At 74.8% G+C, this 20,203-nt stretch carries 15 protein-coding genes; 9 read left to right on the top strand and 6 right to left on the bottom strand.

Going from position 1 to position 20,203, the window contains the following annotated elements; translation table 11 throughout:
* Nucleotides 1-15 precede the first annotated feature (15 nt).
* The gene (locus ACZ407_RS03930; RefSeq protein ID WP_468125241.1) at nt 16-1,251 is read right to left on the bottom strand and encodes an ROK family transcriptional regulator; all 1,236 of its coding nucleotides are present in this window, start codon (nt 1,249-1,251) and stop codon (nt 16-18) included.
* A 206-nt stretch (nt 1,252-1,457) separates the two neighbouring features.
* Nucleotides 1,458-2,543: a mechanosensitive ion channel family protein gene (locus ACZ407_RS03925; protein WP_468125240.1), complete on the bottom strand. Its 1,086-nt coding sequence runs from the start codon at nt 2,541-2,543 to the stop codon at nt 1,458-1,460.
* Nucleotides 2,544-2,803: 260 nt separating this feature from the next.
* Between ACZ407_RS03925 and ACZ407_RS03920 the strand changes: the two genes are divergently transcribed.
* On the top strand, nt 2,804-3,340 hold the full coding sequence (locus ACZ407_RS03920; RefSeq protein ID WP_468125239.1) for an HNH endonuclease: 537 nt from the start codon (nt 2,804-2,806) through the stop codon (nt 3,338-3,340).
* Here the strand turns inward: ACZ407_RS03920 and ACZ407_RS03915 are convergent.
* A complete protein-coding gene (locus ACZ407_RS03915; RefSeq protein ID WP_468125238.1) occupies nt 3,332-6,433 on the bottom strand; it encodes a beta-N-acetylglucosaminidase domain-containing protein in 3,102 nt (1,033 codons plus the stop codon). The two genes, ACZ407_RS03920 and ACZ407_RS03915, sit on opposite strands and share 9 nt — an antisense overlap.
* Nucleotides 6,434-6,651: 218 nt before the next feature.
* Here ACZ407_RS03915 and ACZ407_RS03910 point away from each other — a divergent pair, with 218 nt between their 5' ends.
* From ACZ407_RS03910 to ACZ407_RS03900, 3 genes are read left to right on the top strand one after another with little or no spacing between them, the layout of a single operon-like run.
* Complete coding sequence (locus ACZ407_RS03910) at nt 6,652-6,867, top strand: hypothetical protein (RefSeq protein ID WP_468125236.1); 216 nt, start codon at nt 6,652-6,654, stop codon at nt 6,865-6,867.
* A gap of 18 nt (nt 6,868-6,885) precedes the next feature.
* Nucleotides 6,886-8,874, top strand: a complete 1,989-nt coding sequence (locus tag ACZ407_RS03905) for a 4-alpha-glucanotransferase (RefSeq protein WP_468125476.1) — start codon at nt 6,886-6,888, stop codon at nt 8,872-8,874.
* Between the two features lie 20 nt (nt 8,875-8,894).
* Complete coding sequence (locus ACZ407_RS03900) at nt 8,895-9,128, top strand: hypothetical protein (protein ID WP_468125234.1); 234 nt, start codon at nt 8,895-8,897, stop codon at nt 9,126-9,128.
* A 218-nt stretch (nt 9,129-9,346) separates the two neighbouring features.
* On the opposite strand, the gene ACZ407_RS03895 is transcribed toward ACZ407_RS03900, so the two are convergent.
* On the bottom strand, nt 9,347-9,838 hold the full coding sequence (locus tag ACZ407_RS03895; protein ID WP_468125233.1) for a MarR family winged helix-turn-helix transcriptional regulator: 492 nt from the start codon (nt 9,836-9,838) through the stop codon (nt 9,347-9,349).
* Nucleotides 9,839-10,056: 218 nt separating this feature from the next.
* Here ACZ407_RS03895 and ACZ407_RS03890 point away from each other — a divergent pair, with 218 nt between their 5' ends.
* The 4 genes from ACZ407_RS03890 (at nt 10,057) to ACZ407_RS03875 (ending at nt 14,361) form a co-directional block, all read left to right on the top strand.
* Nucleotides 10,057-11,313, top strand: coding sequence for an MFS transporter (locus tag ACZ407_RS03890; protein ID WP_468125231.1), 1,257 nt, complete (start codon nt 10,057-10,059; stop codon nt 11,311-11,313).
* A gap of 122 nt (nt 11,314-11,435) precedes the next feature.
* Entirely contained in the window at nt 11,436-12,386 is a 951-nt protein-coding gene (locus tag ACZ407_RS03885) for an EamA family transporter (protein ID WP_468125229.1), read from the top strand.
* Nucleotides 12,387-12,432: 46 nt separating this feature from the next.
* Nucleotides 12,433-13,437, top strand: a complete 1,005-nt coding sequence (locus ACZ407_RS03880; protein WP_468125227.1) for a DMT family transporter — start codon at nt 12,433-12,435, stop codon at nt 13,435-13,437.
* A gap of 9 nt (nt 13,438-13,446) precedes the next feature.
* A complete protein-coding gene (locus ACZ407_RS03875) occupies nt 13,447-14,361 on the top strand; it encodes a LysR family transcriptional regulator (RefSeq protein WP_468125226.1) in 915 nt (304 codons plus the stop codon).
* Between the two features lie 161 nt (nt 14,362-14,522).
* Here the strand turns inward: ACZ407_RS03875 and pepN are convergent, their stop codons facing one another.
* Nucleotides 14,523-17,105, bottom strand: coding sequence for an aminopeptidase N (gene pepN / locus ACZ407_RS03870; protein ID WP_468125224.1), 2,583 nt, complete (start codon nt 17,103-17,105; stop codon nt 14,523-14,525).
* A gap of 186 nt (nt 17,106-17,291) precedes the next feature.
* Nucleotides 17,292-18,320 (bottom strand): aspartate-semialdehyde dehydrogenase, encoded by a 1,029-nt coding sequence (locus ACZ407_RS03865; protein WP_468125222.1) that lies wholly within the window; start codon nt 18,318-18,320, stop codon nt 17,292-17,294.
* 272 nt (nt 18,321-18,592) lie between these two features.
* Here ACZ407_RS03865 and ACZ407_RS03860 point away from each other — a divergent pair, with 272 nt between their 5' ends.
* Complete coding sequence (locus ACZ407_RS03860; RefSeq protein WP_468125221.1) at nt 18,593-20,062, top strand: M28 family metallopeptidase; 1,470 nt, start codon at nt 18,593-18,595, stop codon at nt 20,060-20,062.
* Nucleotides 20,063-20,203 lie beyond the last annotated feature (141 nt).

Raw genomic sequence — 20,203 nt, 5'->3', positions numbered from 1 at the left:
GGGGCCCGCCGGGGCTCAGCGGGCTGTGTCGAAGCGGGAGGTGTCGAAGACCTCGTCCCGGGTGGCGGCCAGGGCGGCTTCCAGCGCCCCCCGCAGCACCGGCTCCTCCCGGACCTCCCCGGCGGCCAGCCGGGGCCGGGAGGGGGCGAGTTCGGCGAGTTCGGCCTCGATCAGGGCGCGCAGCGGGGCGCCGCCCGCGCCGATCACGGCGCCCGAGAGCACCACGACCTCCGGGTCGAGGACGGCGACCATCGAGGCCAGGCCGGTGGCGAGGCCGGTGGCGAAGACGGCCAGCAGCCGCCCGCCCGGGCCCTCCGGATCGGCCGCCGCCCGCTCCAGCAGGGCGATGGCCGCGGCCACCTGCGGCTCGTACGGGGAGCCGGCGGGCGGCGGGGGCACCTCGATGCCCAGTTCCCGGGCGAGCCGCGGCACCGTCTGGTGGCCGGCCAGCTCCTGGTAGCCGCCGGTGTTGGCCCGGGTGACCCCGCGGACCAGCGGGGTGCCGGGCACCGGCATGAAGCCGACCTCGCCGGCGCCGCCGGTCCAGCCGCGGTGCAGCCGGCCGCCGAGGACCAGGGCGGCTCCGATGCCGTCCTCGTTCCACAGCAGGACGAAGTCCTCGTGGCCGCGGGCGGCCCCGAGCCGCTGCTCGGCCACCGCGACGAGGTTGACGTCGTTCTCGTACTCGACGGGCATGGGCAGCACGGCGGCCAGTTCGTCGAGCAGGGTGGGGGAGTGCCAGCCGGGCAGGTGGCTGGCGTAGCGCAGCCGGCCGGTGTGCGGGTCGAAGGCGCCGGGGGTGCCGATGACCACCCGGTGCAGGGCGGTCCGGTGCAGCCCGGCCGCCTTGGCGGCGCCGTCCAGGGCCTCGGTGACCTGGGCCACCGCCCCCGGCCGCCCGGAGCCGCGCAGCGGCACCTCGAAGCTCCCGGTCACGGTGCCCGCGAGGTCGGCGACGGCGGCCCGGATCCGCTCGGGGGTGACGTCCAGCCCGGCCACGTGTGCGGCCTCGGCGTTGAGGGAGTACAGCTGGGCGCTGGGCCCGGGGCGGCCGCCCGCGGTGCCGGTGGCCACCACCAGCCCGGCGGCCTCCAGGCGGGCCAGCAGCTGGGAGGCGGTCGGCTTGGACAGCCCGGTCAGGCGCCCGATCCGGGTGCGGGACAGGGGGCCGTGGGCGAGGAGCAGGTCCAGCGCGGCACGGTCGTTCATCGCGCGCAGGACGCGCGGGGTCCCCGGGGTGGTTCCTGCCATCTCTCCGACCGCCTTCCGATGACTGTTAGGAAGGTTTCCTATTCGCGTGGGCACGCTATGACCCAGGTCAGAGCCGTGTCAATGGGAAGCGCCCCCGCTCTGACCGAAAGGGCCGGAGCGGGGGCGCCGAAGGGGCAGCCGCGCGGGCGGTTCACCCCGATTGCGGGGGTGTGCCCCGCCTGCTTCTTCTGCTTCCTGCGCTTCGGCTACTTCGTCATCCGCACCGGAGCGGCCGGAGCCGGTATCGGCGTCGCGGCCAGCGACTGCGGGGAGGACGGGTTGGCCAGCGCCGACGGCGGGGCCACCGAGGCCGCCGGGTCCGGGGCGGCCGGGCCCTCGTCCTCGGCCGGCGGCAGCCCGCCGACCAGACGGATGCCGGCCGCGTCGAAGGCCAGCTTGATCCGCCAGCGCAGCTCGCGCTCCACCGAGAACTGCTGCCCCGGCACCGTCTTCGCCGACACCTTCACCGTCATCGAGGCGAGCAGCACCTCGTCCAGCCCCAGCACCTCCACCGGACCCCACAGCCGCTCGTCCCACGGGGACTCCTTGGCCATGCCCTCGGCCACCTCCTGGATCACCGTGCGCACCCGCTCCAGGTCCTCGGTGGGCTTGACCTGCACGTCCACCCCGGCGGTCGCCCAGCCCTGGCTGAGGTTCCCGATCCGCTTCACCTCGCCGTTGCGCACGTACCAGATCTCGCCGTTGTCACCGCGCAGCTTGGTCACCCGCAGGCCGACCTCGATGACCTCGCCCGAGGCCACTCCGGCATCGACCTTGTCCCCGACCCCGTACTGGTCCTCCAGGATCATGAACACGCCGGACAGGAAGTCCGTCACCAGGTTCCGCGCACCGAAACCGATGGCCACACCGGCCACACCGGCACTCGCCAGCAGCGGACCGAGGTTGATCTGCAGCGCGCCCAGCACCATCAGCCCGGCCGTGCCGAGGATGACGAACGAGGCCACCGAACGCAGCACCGAGCCGATCGCCTCCGAGCGCTGCCGCCGCCGCTCGGCGTTCACCAGCAGCCCGCCCAGCGCCGTGCCCTCCACGGCCTCGGCACTGCGGTTCATCCGGCTTATCAGCTTGGTGATGCCCTTGCGGACCACCGAGCGCAGGACCGCCGCGATCACCAGGATCAGCAGGATCTTCAGTCCCACGTTCAGCCAGCTGGCCCAGTTCTCCTCGACGAAGCTCGCCGCGTTGGTGGCGCTCTCGTGGGCCTCTTCGAGGGTGTTCGGCGCTTCGGGAGTGGTGGCAGCCAGGGCCGACAAGGGTGCGGGCCAGGACACGACAGAACCTCCAGGTGTAACGGTCTGCCCGCCGGAAGGGGTGTTGCGGGCAGGCCAACCACACTAACGGGGCATACCCCCGGACCCGGTGGCCGTGCAAGGGGGAGAGACCAGGCTCACCAGGGAACCGCGGCCGTGTGGTTGAAAACACCTCCGACCCGTTACAGGCGCGTGGTGGCGCTTTGACCAGCAGTGAGGAGAGACTGAGAGCAGATCGTCCCGGCGCGAGCCACGCGCCGCCGGCGTACAAGGAGGCACCCGTGCCGCACGTCCTGGTCCTCAACGCGTCGTACGAGCCCCTCGGCGTCGTACCGCTCCGCCGCGCGCTCGTCCTCGTCCTGGAGAACAAGGCCATCTCCCTGGAGGAATCCGGCGCCTACATGCACAGCGCGACCAGAGCCGTCCCCGCGCCCAGCGTGGTACGGCTCAAGCGTTTCGTGCGGGTCCCCTACCGGGGGCCCGTTCCGCTCACCCGCCGCGCCCTGTTCGCCCGCGACGGAGGCCGCTGCATGTACTGCGGCGGCGTCGCCACCAGCGTGGACCACGTCATCCCGCGCAGCCGCGGGGGCCAGCACGTCTGGGACAACGTGGTCGCCGCCTGCCGGCGCTGCAACCACGTCAAGGCCGACCGGCACCTGGTCGACCTCGGCTGGCGGCTGCACCAGCCGCCGGCCCCGCCCTCCGGACTGGCCTGGCGGATCATCGGCACGGGTCATCGGGACCCGCGCTGGATGCCGTACCTGCAACCGTACGGAGCCGCGGACGCAATGGCCCGGATCGACGGCGTTTCAGCCTGAGACCGGGCCCTTCTCGTACCCCGCCCCGTTCCCGGGGCGGGGCTTCGGAGCGCCCGCCGCCGGCCCCTGGGGCACGACCGCGTACGCCTCCACCGACCACAGGCTGATCCCGTACGCCGTCGCCCGCGCCTCGCCGGTCACCCGTACGAACCGCACCCCCGGCTCGTCCATCCGCACCGTCTCCCGGCCGCCGCGCGCCCCCGTCACGGCGGCCGCCGTCCGCCAGGACACCCCGTCCGCCGAGGTCTCGATGCGGTACGCCGAGGGGTACGCGTCCTGCCAGGACAGCACCAGCTGCCCCAGCCGCACCGGCGCGGGCAGCTCCAGCCGCCACCAGGCCCCGTCCTGCGCGGGCGAGGACCAGCGGGTCGCCGGGTCCCCGTCCACCGCGGCCGCGGCCGGGAAGTCCGCCGTCTCGTCCCCCGAGGACAGCGCGGCCGCCCCGCGCGCCAGATCCGGGCCGCCGGTGCGCGGGAACGCCCGCACCGTCAGCGTCCGGGACTCCCCGCCGAAGGACACCGGCACCTCGTACACGCCCGCCGGGGTGCCTGCCGGCACGGTCACCTCGACCGGCACCGACACCTGCGCCCCGCGCGGCACCGTGGTCTGCGCCGGCACCTTCACCTCGATGCCGTGCGGGGCCTTCGCCGTCAGTGCGCCCTTGACCGCACCCGGCCGCACCCCCGAAAGCTCGGCGGCCACCCGCTGGGCGCCGCCGCCGATCTCCGCATCCGTACGGCCGCCGCCGCCCAGCTCGAAACGGGCCGAGGGCTCGTCCGCGAACCACGGCACCACCCGGTGCACGCCCGGCCCGTCCCCGGCCCACTGGAGCCGGACCGCGTCCGCCCGCAGCCCCTTCGCCGGGGCCTGGGTCCAGCCGCTCGGCGAGGCCTCCCCGAGCCGGCGCCAGCCCCCGCCCGGCACGTGCGCCTCGACCACCGCACCGCGCCCGCCGGCCGCCGGGTCCGTCATCACCGTGACGGCCTCCACCGGGCGCGGCCGGTCCAGCCGCACCGTGTACGAGCCCGGGGCGCGGGCCACCGAGGCCCCCGGCACCTTCCGGCTCGCGCCCGTCCACGCGTCCGCCTCGGCCACCGCCTTCGCCAGGAACGCGCCGAGCACCCCCTCGCCGACCACCGCCCCCGAGCCCGCCGCCGACACGTCTTCCATGGCGGTCCGCAGCGCCAGCCGGGCCCGCCAGGCCGCCGCCCCGTCCCCCCGCGCCTGCGCCCGCAGCAGGTCCACGGCCAGCTCCCCGGCCGTCCCGTACCGGGCCAGCTGGTCGATCCACGCCCCGGCCTCCCCGGTCAGGGTGCCGTCCGCCGTCCCGCCCAGCCGGGCCCGCGCCTCCCGCATCACCGTGAACGCCGCCCGCAGCCGGTCCCCGGCCCGGTCCTGCGCCGCCCGGCCGGCACCCGCGCGGGCCTGCCAGAACTCGGCCAGCAGCGGCCGCAGGTACGCCGACTCGGTGCGGTCCAGCACCGAGGAGGACGTGTTGCCGGCGAGCGCGGCCAGCGCCTGCCGGGCCCGCGCGTCCCCGGCGGCGAGGTCGTCCAGCGCGGCCTGCCAGGAGGCGTCCGCGCGGTAGCTGCGGGCGTTCCACGCGAAGTCCGCCGCCGTGAACAGCGGGATGCGGGAGGCCGCGGCCTGCGGCATCGCATTGGCCAGTAGCTCCGCCGAGCCGTTGGCCACGGCCGGCTCCCGGCCGGTGTACGGGCCCAGGAACAGCCGTCCCTGCACGTAGTCGTTGACCGGATAGTTGTCCATGGTGACCAGGGGGTGCCGGAACACCTGCCGGGCCCCGGCCAGTTCCCGGCCCGTGATGGTGCGCGGCACCACCCCGACCCCCGTCCACGCCACCTGCACCCGCGGGTCCAGACGGCCCGCGAGCGCGGTCCGGTACGGAGTGGCCCCGTCCTGGTAGTACTCCGTCGGCACCACCGACAGCGGGGCCGCCCGCGGGTGCCGGCGGGCCAGATGGGCCGCCAGCTCGCCCGCGAGCTCGGCGTGCGCCCGGGCGGCCGCCTCGGGTCCGCGCCCGTACCGCTGCCGGTCGGCCCGGCAGCCCCACTCGGTGTAGCTCACGTCCTGGAACTGGAGCTGGAACGCGCCGAAGCCCAGGGCGGCCATCGCGTCCACCTTGCGCAGCAGGGCCTCCCGGTCCGAGGTGGAGGACAGGCACATGGTCTGCCCGGGGGCCACCGCCCAGCCCAGGGTCACGTGCCCGGCCCGGGCCCGCCGCGCCAGCGCCCGGAACTCCGCCTGCTGCTCCTCGGGGTACTCCTCGCGCCAGCGGGAGGTGCGGAACGGGTCGTCACCGGGGGCGTACAGATAGCGGTTCTGCTTGGTGCGGGCCATGAAGTCCAGGTGCGCCAGCCGCTGCGCGTGGCTCCAGGGCTGCCCGTAGAACCCCTCGGCGGTGCCGCGCACGGCCGCCGACGGCCAGTCCCGCACCAGGACCGCGGGCACCTGGGGGCCGCGCACCAGCTGGCGCAGGGTCTGCGCGGCGTGGAAGAGCCCGTCCGGGCCGGTGCCGGCGAGGGCCACGGTGTCCCGGCCGGCGTGCCGGCCGACCGCGATCCGGTAGCCGCCGGCAGGCAGGTCCCCGGCCCCGTCGGCGCCGAGCGCACGCAACGCCTCCTCGGCGTCCGCCCCCTGGGCCCGCACCACCACGGCCGCTGCGGGCGGCTCCGCCGAGGCCGGCCACTCGCGCAGGGTCCGCACCCCCGCGGAGCGCAGGAGGCCGCGCAGCACGTCCAGGGCGTACGGATCGGTCCCGTCGGGGGCGACGAGCACGGCCTCGCCCCCGAGGCGTACGGGCGTCCCGCGGGCGGTGAGCGACTGCGGGCGGGGCCGGACGGAGGGGAGGTCCGCGGTCCGTCCGGGGGCCGTCCGTGCGGCGGGGGAGGGTCCGGCTGCGCCCGGGGCGGCCGCTGCGGGCTGCCCGCCGGGAGCGGCGGTCCGGCCGTCCGTCGGCGCCGGGTGCGGAGCCGGGGCCGCGAGGGTGTCGGCCGCGGTGAGGCCTCCGGCGAGGAGGCCGCCCATGACGGCGACCGCCGTGGCGGCCACCCGCTTCCTGCCCCTGAACTGCACGAAGCCTCCTCGCTCGAGTGATCCCCCGCTCGTTCGAATCAGCCCGAGCTGACCACCCGTACGGCTGAAGTGTCAATGCACGGGGCCGTTGTGACCGCTATGACCCGGGTTTCGGGCCACCCTGGGAATGCTCAAGGGCCGTTGGGGTAATCCTGCGATGCCCGTCTTTCTGCCGGGGCGGCCCGTCCGCCGCCCCGGCCGTGCGAAGGAGACGATCCATGACCGCCGCCGAGCGTCGCGCACCCCGGCACGCGTCCGGAGTGCCCCCGATACCCGCCCCGGCCGGTCCCTCGGCCGTCCGGCTGCCGCGCCAGACGCGGCTCACGAGTGAACCCCCGCTCGACGGCGTCCCGTTGATCAGCGAGCCGCCGCTGGGCGATGAACCCCCGCTCACCAGCGAGCCCGCCATCCTCGGCGGCTCGTACGGTCACTAGACGACACACGAGGTGCCGATGACCCTGGCCCGGCTCGCCGCGATGCACGGGGTGGCCACCTCGTACTCGCCCTCGCAGGACCTGACGGTCCCGGTCCCCGAGCGGACCGTCCTCGCGGTGCTCGCCGCCCTCGGGGTCGAAGCCTCGACCCCGGCGGACCTGGCCGCGGCCCTCGCCGCCGCCGAGGCCCCGCGTCTGCTGCCCCCGACCCTCGTCCACTGGGCGGGCGAGGCGGCCCCCGCAGCACTGGACCTGCTGCCGCCCGGCACCGCACTGCGGGTCCGCCTCGAAGACGGCGGCGAGATCCCGTGGCCGGACGGTCCGGACGGGCTGCCGTACGGGGTGCACCGGCTGACCGCCCGCACCCCCGACGGCCGCGAGGCCGCCGCCACCCTCGTGGCCGCCCCCGGACGCGCCCCCGAACCCCCGGGACGCCAGCACGGCTTCCTCGTCCAGCTGTACTCCCTGCTCACCGACCGCTCCTGGGGCATGGGCGACCTCGGGGACCTCGCCGAGCTCGCCGGCTGGGCCGCCCGCGCCCACGGGGCCGGCTTCGTCCAGGTCAACCCGCTGCACGCGGCGGTGCCCGGCAACCCCACCGACCCCTCCCCGTACCGGCCCTCGTCGCGCCGCTACCCGGACCCCGTGCACCTGCGCGTCGAGGACCTGCCCGAATACGCCCGGTGCGCCCACCAGGAGACGCTGGCCCGGCTCGCCGCCGCCGGCGGGACCCTGCGCCGGGAGGTGCTGGAGAAGGGGGCGCTGATCGACCGGGACGCCGTCTGGGCCCTCAAGCGGGCCGCCCTGGAACTCCTCTATGCGGTCCCGCGCAGCCCCGAACGCGAGCGCGCCTACCGGGAGTTCCGCACCGCCCAGGGCCCCGCCCTGGACGCGCACGCCGCCTGGTGCGCCCGCGCCGCCGGGGACGGCCCGCAGGGCCGGGACTTCCACCGCTGGCTGGTGTGGCTCACCCACACCCAACTCGCCGCCGCCCAGCAGGCCGCCCGCGCGGCCGGGATGGCGCTGGGCCTGGTCCACGACCTGGCCGTCGGAGTGCACCCCGACGGCGCCGACGTACGGGCCGAACCCGGGGCGTACGCCGCGGAGATGTCGGTCGGCGCCCCGCCGGACGCCTTCAACTCCCGCGGCCAGGACTGGGGACTGCCGCCCTGGCGCCCGGACGCGCTCGCGGCCTCCGGCCACGCCCCCTACCGGGCCCTGCTCCGCGGCCTGCTGGAGCACGCCGGCGCCCTGCGCATCGACCACGTGATGGGACTGTTCCGGCTGTGGTGGATCCCCGCGGGCGCCCCGCCGACGGAGGGCACGTACGTCGCGTACGACGCCGAGGCCATGCTCGCGATCCTCGTCCTGGAGGCCCACCGGGCCGGGGCCGCGGTCATCGGCGAGGACCTGGGCACGGTGGAGCCGGGGGTGCGCGAGACGCTGGCCCGGCGCGGGGTGCTCGGCACCTCGGTGCTCTGGTTCGAGCGGGACTGGTCCGGCGGCGGCGGGCCGCTGCCGCCGGAGGGCTGGCGGGCCGGCTGCCTCGCCACCGTCACCACCCACGACCTGCCCCCCACCGCCGCCCGCCTGACGGGGGAGCACGTGGAACTCCGGGACCGGCTCGGCCTGCTGGGCCGTCCGCTGGAGCAGGAGCGGGCGGCCGACGCGGCCGACACCGCCGAGTGGCTGGAGCTGCTGGCCGGGCTCGGTTTCGACGTGCGGGACGAGGAGGCCGCGGTGCGGGCGCTGTACTGCTTCCTGCTGCGCACCCCGGCCCGGCTGGTGGGGATCTGGCTGCCCGACGCGGTGGGGGACCGCCGCCCGCAGAACCTGCCCGGCACCTGGGACGAGTACCCGAACTGGCGGCTGCCCGTGGCCGACGCCTCCGGGCAGCCGGTCACCCTCGCCGGGCTGGCCTCCTCGGAGCGGCTGAAGGCGCTGATGGCGGCGGTCCGGACCGCGGCGGACCCCCGTACGGCACCCCCGGGCGCGCGGGCCGATTAGGTGTTCGCTACGTTTGCCGTGTGGACAAGAAGAACGCCCTGCGCGCCGGCGCCGTGACGGCCGGATCGACGCTGATGATGCTGCTGATGACGTCTCCCGCCCTCGCGCTCACCCGCGACGACGGCGACGACCCCGGCCCGGGCCTGAGCATCGGCGAGACGCTCGGCCTGTACGTGGCCGCGCCGATCGTGCTGTTCCTGGTCATCGCGGGCCTCGTGATCGTCGGCGACAAGTCGCGCAAGCAGGCCAAGTAACACCGGACCGGCTTCGAGCAGGGCGCCGGGGAGCCCCAAGGCCCCCCGGCGCCCTGTCGTGTGTCCGTACGGGCCGCGCCGGCGCCCCGTAGGCCGCGGGCGGGACCCGCGCCGGGCGCGCCCCGGCGGGCCGTGCCCGTGCCGGCCGCGCCCGTGTCGGCCGTGCCCGTGCCGGCCGCGCCGGTGTCGGCCGTGCCCGTGCCGGGCGTCGCCGCAGGTCAGACCGCGGCCATCAGCCGGCGCAGCATGTCCCGGAGCTGCTCGGCCTCCTCGGCGCTGAGCGCCGCCTCCAGGGCCGCCCGCTGGACGTCCAGCCCGGCGACCACCGCCTCCTCGACGAGGCCGAACCCGCGCTCGGTGAGGGAGACCTGAAGGCCCCGCCGGTCGTTCGGATCGGGGGCCCGGCTCAGCAGCCCCGCCTTCTCCAGCTTGTCCAGCCGACCGGTCATCCCGCCGGTGGTCAGCATGAGCGTGTCCGACAGCTGCCGCGGCGAGAGGGTGTACGGCTCACCCGAGCGGCGCAGCGTCGCAATGACGTCGAACTCGCCGCGGGAGATCCCGAAGGGCGCGTACGCCCGCTCCTGCGCCTCGCCCATGTTCCGGGCGATCCGGTAGATGCGGCCGAAGACCGCCATGGGGCCCGTGTCCAGCTCGGGCCGTACCGCATGCCACTGTGCGGCGATCGCGTCGACCGCGTCCCGTTCGTCCATGTCCGCAGTATCGGCCCGCCCGTCACTCGACCGCAAGAAAGTAGCTTGCGTGAAAGTAGCTTAGCGGTAAGCTACTTCCCATCGAGCTAATCGGGCTCGGCGACTACGGGGGTGTCACGATGGGCGGGCCAGGTTCTCCGGCGCGGAACGGATCGGCGCGGAACGGTTCGGTACAGCGCGGTCCGGTGCGGGGCGGACGGGTCGCGGGGGAGCGGTCCATGCTGTTCGGGGTCGGGGTGAGCGCCGTCGGCATCGGCATGTACGTCCCCTTCACCCTGGTCTTCTTCCACCACGTCACCGGGCTCTCCTTCGCCGCCGTGGGCGCCGTGCTCACCGCCACGGGCCTCGCCGGACTGGCCTTCATGCCGCTGGCCGGCTCGGCCGTGGACCGGTTCGGGGCCAAGCCGGTCAACCTCGCCCTGTACGCGGTCCGGGTGCTCGGCTTCGCCCTCTACCCGTTCGCCGACTCGCTGCCCGCCTTCGCCGCGGTCGCCCTGGTCACCGCCCTCGCCGACCGGTCCTTCCCGGTGGTGCAGCAGTCCCTGATCGGGGAAGTGGCCCGCGGCTCCGCCCGGGACCGGCTCCAGGCCTCCCTCCGGGCCCTCCAGAACGCGGGCATGTGCGCGGGCGCCCTGCTGGTCACCGGCGTGCTGGCGCTCGCCGGGAACGGCGCCTTCACCTACACCGCCTGGGGCAACGCCCTGGCCTTCGCCCTCGCCGGACTGCTCGTCAGCCGGGTCCGCCCGGTGCGCGACGACGCAGCGGCCCCGGCGCGGCGGCCGGCCGCCGGATACCGGATGGTGCTCCACGACCGGCCCTTCCTCGGGCTCACCGCGGCCAACTTCCTCACCGCCCTCGGCTACGCCGCCCTGTCGGTCCTCTTCCCGCTCTACATCGCCGACTGGCTGCACGGCCCCGCCTCGCTCACCGGCGCCGCCTTCACCGCCAACACCATCCTGTGCGCGGGGGCCGGCGTGCTCGTGGCCGCCCGGGTCCGCCGCTCCGGGGCCCGCCGCACCCGCTCCGCCGCCCTCGGCGCCCTGCTCTTCGCCCTCGCGTTCGCCGGACTGATCGTGCTCGGCACCGTCCGCCCCGGCGGGGCCGTCCTGGTCGGGGCCCTGCTCGTCATCGTGGCCGTCTACACCCTCGGCGAGCTCGTCCACAGCCCGTCCGGCGGGGCCCTGTCCGTCTCGGCCGCCCCCGAGGCCGTACGCGGCCGCTACCTGGCCACGTACCAGCTGTCCTACTCGCTGGCCACCGCCCTGGCCCCGTCCCTCTTCACCGCCCTGCTCGCGGCCGACGGCCGGCTGCCCTGGGCCGTCCTCGCGGTCGCCGCCCTGGGCGCCGCCCTCGCCCTCGTCCGGCTGGAGCGCCACCTCCCGGCCGAGGCCGTGCACGCCGAGCCCGCCGCACCGGACCCGGCCGCGGGGTCCGACCCGCGGGAGGCGGCCCGTCCGGTGCCCGCGGCCTGCTGACGGACCCGCCGCCCGCACCGCGAGCACCGAGCCGCACCGCCCGCGCCGCACGCCCACACGCATCTGCCGTCCGCATCTGCCGTCCGGACCGGCCGTCCGGATCCCTCGGAGGAGCAACCACCATGAACCGCTCGGCCGTTGTGGCCCTGACCGCGCTCGCCCCCGTCTCCTGGGGCTCGACCTACGCGGTGACCACCGAATTCCTGCCAGCCGACCGCCCCCTGTTCACCGCCGCCGTACGGGCCCTGCCGGCCGGGCTGCTCGTCCTCGCCATGGCCCGGACCCTTCCCAAGGGCGCCTGGTGGTGGAAGTCCGCCGTCCTCGGCGCGCTGAACATCGGGGCCTTCTTCCCCCTCCTCTTCCTCGCGGCCTACCGCCTGCCGGGCGGGGTCGCGGCCGTGCTCGGCGCCTTCGGCCCCCTGGTCGTGATCGGCCTGTCCGCCCTGCTGCTGAGCGAACGGGCCACCCGCCGGGCCCTCCTCGCCGCCCTCGCCGGCGCCTTCGGCGTCACCCTGGTCGTCCTCAGGGCGGGCGCGGGGCTCGACCTGCCGGGCGTGCTCGCCGGCATCGCCTCCTCCGGGTCCATGGCCGCCGGCACCGTCCTGACCAAGCGCTGGGGGCGTCCCGAGGGGGCCGGTCCGCTCGCCCTGACCGGCTGGCAGCTGACCGCGGGCGGCCTGCTGATCGTGCCCGTGGCCGCACTCGTCGAGGGCGCCCCGCCGGCCGTCGACGGCACGGCCCTGCTGGGCTACGGCTACCTCGCGGTGGTCAACACGGCCGTGGCGTACTGGCTCTGGTTCCGCGGCATCGGCCGGATCGGCGCCACCTCGGCCACCCTGCTCGGCCCGCTCTCCCCGCTCACCGCCGCCGTCATCGGCTGGGCCGCCCTCGGCCAGTCGCTGGCCCCCGTACAGCTCGCCGGCATGGCGATCGCCTTCACGGCCACCGCGGTGGGCCAGCTGCCGGCCAGGGCTCCGCGGGAGCCCCGGCAGCCTCGCAAAACGTTCAGTTCTGCTGAACAGAACAGTCGAAAAGATTCGATGGACCTGATGGGTCGCCTGGTGCGACGGTAAGGGCACGCACGACAGACCCGTACCCGGACCCGAGGGGGAGACCGAAGTGGCCGTCATGGACCGCGTCCGCACCGATGCGCACCGGCAGCGCAGCCAGCAGCAGCCGGAGTCGCAGCCGCAGCCGCCCGCGCAGCAGCGCCCGCAGCTGCCGGGGACCGGTCCGGCGAGGAAGGCCGCCGGGCTCGGCGTGCTCCTCGCGCTCCTCGCCACGGTCGTCTGGTCCGGCAGCTTCGTCGCCACCCGCGGCATGGCCGACACGATCCCGCCCGTGCAGGCCGTCTTCTGGCGCTGGATCATCGCCCTGCTCGCCGTCGCCCCCCTCGCCCTCCGCGAGACCTGGCGGCAGCGGGCCCTGATCCGCCGCCACCTCGGCTTCGTCTCCCTCGCCTCGTTCTTCGGGATCGCCCTCTACAACACCCTCGTCCACCAGGCCGGACTGACCACCTCCGCCGCCAACATGGGCATGATCATGGCCGCTTCGCCGGTCGTCATGGCGGTCTTCGCCCGGCTCGGCGGCGAACGCCTCGGCGCCGTCCGCACCTCCGGCCTCCTCATCGCCGCCCTCGGCGTGCTGCTGCTCGTCGGCAAGGGCTCGCTCACCCTGGACTTCGCCGCCGGCGACCTGTGGATGTTCGGCGCCGCCCTCTCCTTCGCCTCGTACAGCGCCCTCCTGAAGCGCAAGCCGGCCGAACTCGGGGGACTGGCCTTCCTCTTCACCACCTTCGCGCTCGGCGCGCTGATGCTGGCCCCGGCGTACGCCGTCTCCGCCGCCGTCCAGGGCGGCTTCGCCCTCACCCCCGGCACCGCCGGCCCGCTGCTGTACGTCGGCGTCTTCTCCTCGGCCGTCGCCTTCTTCGCCTGGAACCGGGCGGTCTCCCTCATCGGCGCCGCCCGCGCCGGAGTCGTCTACTACCTCCAGCCGGTCTGCGTGGCCCTGCTCTCCTTCCTCCTGCTCGGCGAGCACACCGGCCCCGCACAGCTGCTGTGCATGGCCCTGATCCTCGGCGGGGTGGCGCTCGGCGCCGGCCGGCAGAAGACCGCCCGCCGGTAGGTTCACCCCATGACCGGGACGACCGACTGGGACATCAAGAAACTGCGGATCCTGCGGACCCTGGCCGAACGGGGCACGGTGACCGCGACGGCCGAGGCGCTGCACATGACGCCCTCGGCCGTCTCGCAGCAGCTGACCAACCTCGCCCGGCAGCTCGGCGTCCCCCTCCTGGAGGCCCAGGGCCGCCGGGTCCGCCTCACCGGCGCCGCCCACCTCGTCCTCAGGCACGCGGAGGCCGTCTTCGCCCGGCTGGAGGCGGCCGACGCGGAACTCGCCGGATACGTGGCGGGGGACGTGGGCGAGGTCCGGCTCGGGGCCTTCTCCACCGCCGTGCCCGCGCTGGTGGTCCCCGCGGTCGCCGCCCTCCGCCGGACCCGGCCGGGCATCGAGGTCCGGGTGCGGGAGGCCGAGGCGGCCCAGGCGTACGAGCTCCTCTCCGCGGGGTCGGTGGACCTCGCCCTCTCCCTGGCAGCCCACGCCCCGACCGCGCGGGACCCGCGCTTCACGCGCATCGAACTCCTGGAGGACCCGCTCGACGTGGCCCTGCCGCCGGACCACCGGTTGGCAGGGGCCGCGTCCCTGCGCCTCGCCGACCTCGCCTCGGACCCGTGGATCCACGGCGGCTCCGGCCCCTGGTCCGAGATCACGGTGGCGGCGTGCGAGACGGCGGGCTTCGTACCGGAGCAGGCGCATGCGGCGGCCGGGTGGACCGCGATCCTCGCCATGGTGGGGGCGGGGATGGGGGTGGCGCTGGTGCCGCGGATGGCCCTGGCGCGGGTGGGAGGCGGGGCGGTGATCCGTCCCCTGCCGCACGACCGGCCGACGCGGCACGTCGTCGCGGCGGTGCGGCGGGGATCGGAGGCCGCGCCCGCGGTCGCGCACGTCCTGCACGCGCTCCGCGGCGTCGCGTCCGGCCTCGCGTAGCGGCTCCGCCCCGGCCCCGCGCCTCACGCTGCTCCGCAGTCCCGACGGGGCTGGACCCTCCCGGCGCTGCCGGGTGGAATCAAGCCCCGCCAGGAGGTACCCCCAACCCGGTGGGGCTGGGGGAGGTTGAGGCGCGGGGGTCCGGGGGCGGAGCCCCCGGGTCAGGCGGACGCGTCTGCCGCCTGGGCCTTCAGGGCCCGCTCGACGCCCGACCGGGACTCGGAGACGAGGCGCCGCAGGGCCGCGTTCGGCGAGGCCGAGGCGAGCCACGCGTCCGTCGCGTCCAGCGTGGCCTGCGAGACCTGGAGGGACGGGTACAGCCCCACCGCGATCTGCTGCGCGATCTCGTGGCTGCGCGAGTCCCAGACCCCCTTGACCGCCGCGAAGTACTTCTCCGTGTACGGCGCCAGCAGCTCCCGCTGGTCCGTCTGGACGAAGCCGCCGATCACGGCCTCCTGCACCGCGTTCGGCAGGCCGTCCGACTCCACCACCGAGGCCCAGGCCGCCGCCTTGGCCTCCGCCGTCGGACGGGCCGCCCGCGCGGTCGCCGCGTGCCGCTCGCCCGCCGCGGTCTTGTCCCGCTCCAGCTCGGCCGCGATCTCCGCCTCGTCGGCCCGGCCGGTGGCCGCCAGCCGCTCCAGGAAGGCCCAGCGCAGCTCCGTGTCCACGACCAGGCCCTCGACGGTCTCGGAGCCGTCGAGCAGCGCGGCCAGGAAGTCCAGCTGCTCCGCGGTGCGCGCGGTCGCCGCGAAGGCGCGCGCCCACGCCAGCTGGTGGTCGCTGCCCGGGGCCGCCGCCCGCAGGTGCTCCAGGGTGGCCTCGGTCCACCGGGCCAGCCCGGTCTCCCGCCACGCCGGGTCCGCGTACAGGTCCACGGCCAGCTTCACCTGGCGGTGCAGGGACTGCACCACGCCGATGTCCGACTCCTTGGCGATGCCGGAGAGCACCAGCGACAGGTAGTCGCGGGCGGCCAGCTCGCCGTCGCGGGTCATGTCCCAGGCCGAGGCCCAGCACAGGGCCCGCGGCAGGGAGGCCTCGAAGTCGCCCAGGTGCGCGGTGACCTGCGCCAGGGAGTGCTCGTCCAGGCGGACCTTGGCGTACGACAGGTCGTCGTCGTTGAGCAGGACCACGTCCGGGCGGTGGTGGCCCACCAGCTCCGGCACCTCGGTCAGCTCGGCGGCCGCGATGTCCAGCTCGACCCGGCGCTCGCGCAGCAGCTTGCCGCTCTCCTCGTCCAGCGAGTAGAAGCCGATCGCGATCCGGTGCGGGCGCAGCACGGGCTCGCCCTTGGCGCCGGCCGGCAGGGCCGGGGCCTCCTGGCGGACCTGGAAGGAGGTGATGGTGCCGTGCTCGTCCACCGCGATCTCGGGGCGCAGGATGTTGATGCCGGCCGTCTCCAGCCAGGCCTTCGACCAGGCGGTCAGGTCGCGGCCGGAGGTCTCCTCCAGCGCGCCGAGCAGGTCGGACAGGCGGGTGTTCCCGAAGGCGTGCGCCTTGAAGTACGCCTGCACGCCCTTGAAGAACTCGTCCTGGCCGACGTACGCGACGAGCTGCTTGAGCACCGAGGCGCCCTTGGCGTAGGTGATGCCGTCGAAGTTGACGAGCACGTCGTCCAGGTCGCGGATGTCCGCCATGATCGGGTGCGTGGAGGGCAGCTGGTCCTGCCGGTACGCCCAGGTCTTCATGGAGTTCGCGAAGGTGGTCCACGCGTGCGGCCACTTCGAGCCCGGGGCGTAGGCCTGGCAGGCGATCGAGGTGTAGGTGGCGAACGACTCGTTCAGCCACAGGTCGTTCCACCACTCCATGGTCACCAGGTCGCCGAACCACATGTGGGCCAGCTCGTGGAGGATGGTCTCCGCCCGGACCTCGTACGCGGCGTCCGTCACCTTCGAGCGGAACACGTACTGGTCGCGGATGGTCACCGCGCCCGCGTTCTCCATCGCGCCCGCGTTGAACTCCGGCACGAAGAGCTGGTCGTACTTCGCGAACGGGTAGTCGTAGGCGAACTTCTCCTGGAACCAGTCGAAGCCCTGCCGGGTGACGTCGAAGATCGCGTCGGCGTCCAGGAACTCCGCCAGCGAGGGACGGCAGTAGATGCCGAGCGGGACGGTCTGGCCGTCCTTCTCGTACGTGCTGTGCACCGAGTGGTACGGGCCGACGATCAGCGCGGTGACGTAGGTGGAGATCCGCGGGGTGGGCTCGAAGGACCAGACGTTGTCCTTGACGTCCGCGGCCTCGGGGGTCGGCGAGTTCGAGATGACCGTCCAGCCCTCCGGGGCCTTCACGGTGAACCGGAAGGTCGCCTTCAGGTCGGGCTGCTCGAAGGACGCGAACACCCGGCGGGCGTCCGGGACCTCGAACTGGGTGTACAGGTAGGCCTGCTCGTCCACGGGGTCGACGAAGCGGTGCAGGCCCTCGCCGGTGTTGGTGTACGCGCAGTCCGCGACGACCTTCAGCTCGTTCGTCCCGGCCGCGAGGTGCTTCAGCGCGATCCGCGAGTCGCGGAACACGGCCGCGACGTCCAGCGCGCGGCCGTTCAGGACGACCTCGTGGACGGCGGGCGCGACCAGGTCGATGAAGGTCTCGGCGTCCGCCTCCGCGGAGTCGAAGCGGACCGTGGTCACGGACCGGTAGGTGCCCCCCTCCTGGGCCCCGCTCAGATCGAGATCGATCTCGTACGAGTCGACGGTGAGCAGCTTTGCGCGCTGCTGAGCCTCTTCACGGGTCAGGTTCGTGCCAGGCACGCGTTCATCTCCTTCGATGGTGACGTTGCCGGGCCATCCTTCCATGCCGGGTCGGCCGCCCGCCCGGGGTAATCGCCGAGGGCGGAACGGGGCTGATCTGCGCGGCCGCCCTCCGGAGGGAGGGAGGGGAACGCAGGAGGGGCGGCACCGTGGCGGTGCCGCCCCTCCCCGGGCCGTGCGGGCCGGTCAGCCGCGCAGCTCGTCCGCGACCAGCTCGGCGATCTGCACCGCGTTCAGCGCGGCGCCCTTGCGGAGGTTGTCGTTGGACAGGAACAGCGCGAGGCCGTGCTCGACCGTCTCGTCCACGCGGATGCGGCCCACGAAGGAGGCGTCCTTGCCCGCGGCCTGGAGCGGGGTCGGGATCTCGGAGAGCTCGACGCCCGGGGCGTCCTTGAGCAGCTCGTACGCGCGCTCCACGCTGATCGGCCGGGCGAAGCGGGCGTTGACCTGGAGGGAGTGGCCCGAGAAGACCGGGACGCGCACGCAGGTGCCCGAGACCTTCAGGTCCGGGATTTCGAGGATCTTGCGGGACTCGTTGCGGAGCTTCTGCTCCTCGTCGGTCTCGAAGGAGCCGTCGTCCACGATGGCGCCGGCCAGCGGCAGCACGTTGAAGGCGATGGGGCGCTTGTAGACGCCCGGCTCCGGGTACGCGACGGCCTCGCCGTCGTGGGTCAGGGCGGCGGCCTCGGGGGCCACGGCCTTGATCTGGCCCTCCAGCTCGGCGACGCCGGCCAGGCCGGAGCCGGACACGGCCTGGTAGGTGGTGGCGATCAGCGCGGTCAGGCCGGCCTCCTCGTGGAGGGGGCGCAGCACCGGCATCGCGGCCATCGTGGTGCAGTTCGGGTTCGCGATGATGCCCTTGGGCCGGTTCTTGACCGCGTGCGGGTTGACCTCGGAGACGACCAGCGGGACCTCGGGGTCCTTGCGCCAGGCGGAGGAGTTGTCGATCACGACGGCGCCCTGGGCGGCGACCTTCTCGGCGAGGGCCTTGGAGGTGGCGCCGCCGGCGGAGAAGAGCACGATGTCCAGGCCGGAGTAGTCGGCGGTGGACGCGTCCTCGATGGTGATCTCCCGGCCCTCCCACTCCAGGGTGGAGCCGGCCGAGCGGGCCGAGGCGAAGAGGCGCAGCTCGGCCACCGGGAACTTGCGCTCGGCGAGGATGCGGCGCATGACGCCGCCGACCTGTCCGGTGGCTCCGACGATTCCGACCCTCACGGTGACTCCTTCTGGTACGTACAGCTCGGGCAACCCTGCCCCATCATGCGTGCGACCCCGGGCCGCTTGTCCAATCCATTGTCCGAAGGGCGGGACGGCCCTGCGGCGGCGGAATCCCCGCACCCGAATGTGGCGGGGAATGACAAATGTGTGGCTTCTGTGTTGCCGGGGCCTTCCCGGGCGGATTCAGCCGGTTCCGGCGACTAACGTCCGGGTGTCGTGACCGCTATGCGGACACGCATTCCGCAGAACGAACTCGGGGAGAGACCACCGTGCGCGCCCACCGCCACCGCAACCGGACCATAGCGGCCCTCGTCACCGCCGCCGTCGCCACACCGCTCCTGCTCACCGCCACCCCCGCGGTGGCCCACGAGCAGCCGGAGAAGCTCGCCAGGACCCTGGTGAAGGAGGCCTCGGGGAAGAGCGCCTACCGCCACCTCGTGCAGCTCCAGAAGATCGCCGACGCCCACGGCGGCAACCGGGCCGCGGGCACCTCCGGCTACGACGCCTCCGCCGCGTACGTGTACGCGCAGCTGAAGAAGGCCGGCTACAAGGTCTCCTACCAGGACTTCCACGTCTACGAGGCGCAGACCCGCACCGAGAAGCTCTCCGTGCTCACCCCGGAGGCCAGGGAGCTGGCCACCGCCGCCTTCACCTTCACCCCCTCCACCCCGAAGGCCGGGCTGACCGCCCCCATCGCCCTCGCCCGCGTGGACGACACCCCGGGCTGCGACGCCGCCGACTACCCGGCCGGGGCCTTCACCGGGAAGATCGCCCTGGTCAAGCGCGGTGCCTGCACCTTCGCCGACAAGCAGCGGGCCGCCGCGGCGGCCGGCGCGGCCGGTCTGATCGTCTACAACCACAGCGGCACCACCCCGGTCCGCGGCGCCTTCGGCGACCCGTCCGAGGGGGTCATCCCGAGCGCCGGCATCTCCCTCGCCGACGGGGAGGCGCTGACCGCGGCGGCCGGCCGCGGCGAGGTCAAGGTGAAGCTCTCCCTCGACCAGGAGCACATCAAGCGCACGACCCGGAACGTGATCGCGGAGACCCGCGGCGGCCGCGCGGACCGGGTGGTCGCGGTCGGCAGCCACCTCGACTCGGTGCCGGAGGGCCCGGGCATCAACGACAACGGCTCCGGCTCCGCAGGCCTGCTGGAGGTCGCGCTCAAGCTGGCCGAGCAGACCCGCAAGACCGGCACGCAGCCGGTGAACAAGGTCCGCTTCGCCTGGTGGTCCGGCGAGGAGCTGGGCCTGCTCGGCTCGGAGCACTACGTCTCGAAGCTCAGCGCGAAGCAGAAGAAGGACATCGCCCTCTACCTGAACTTCGACATGATCGCCTCGCCGAACCCGGCGCAGTTCGTGTACGACGGCGACGACTCCGACAAGACCGGCGAGGGCGCCGGCCCGGCCGGCTCCGCGCAGATCGAGCGCCTGATCAACCGCTTCCTCGACAAGAAGCACAAGCCGCACGAGGGCTCCGACTTCGACGGCCGCTCCGACTACGGCCCGTTCATCGCCAACGGCATCCCCGCCGGCGGCACGTTCACCGGCGCCGAGGGCATCAAGACCCCCGAGCAGGCGGCCCGCTACGGCGGCACGGCCGGCGCCCCGTACGACCCCCACTACCACGGCGCGGGCGACGACCTGGAGAACCTGGACCTGAAGGTCTTCGACACGAACGTGGACGTCATCGCCCACGCGGTCGGCACCTACGCCCAGGACCTGCGCTCCCTGAAGGGCTAGCGCGGACCGCGGAGGGGGGCCGCGGAAAGGAGGAGGGGCGGGGGGGGGGGGCGCCCCCCCCCCCCCCCCCCCCCCCCCCCCCCCCCCCCCCCCCCCCCCCCCCCCCCCCCCCCCCCCCCCCCCCCCCCCCCCCCCCCTTTC

The sequence above is a fragment of the Streptomyces sp. NPDC030809 genome (assembly GCF_055572195.1).
Note: the sequence above shows the minus strand (reverse complement) of the source record. Positions and strands in the feature narration are given on the sequence as shown.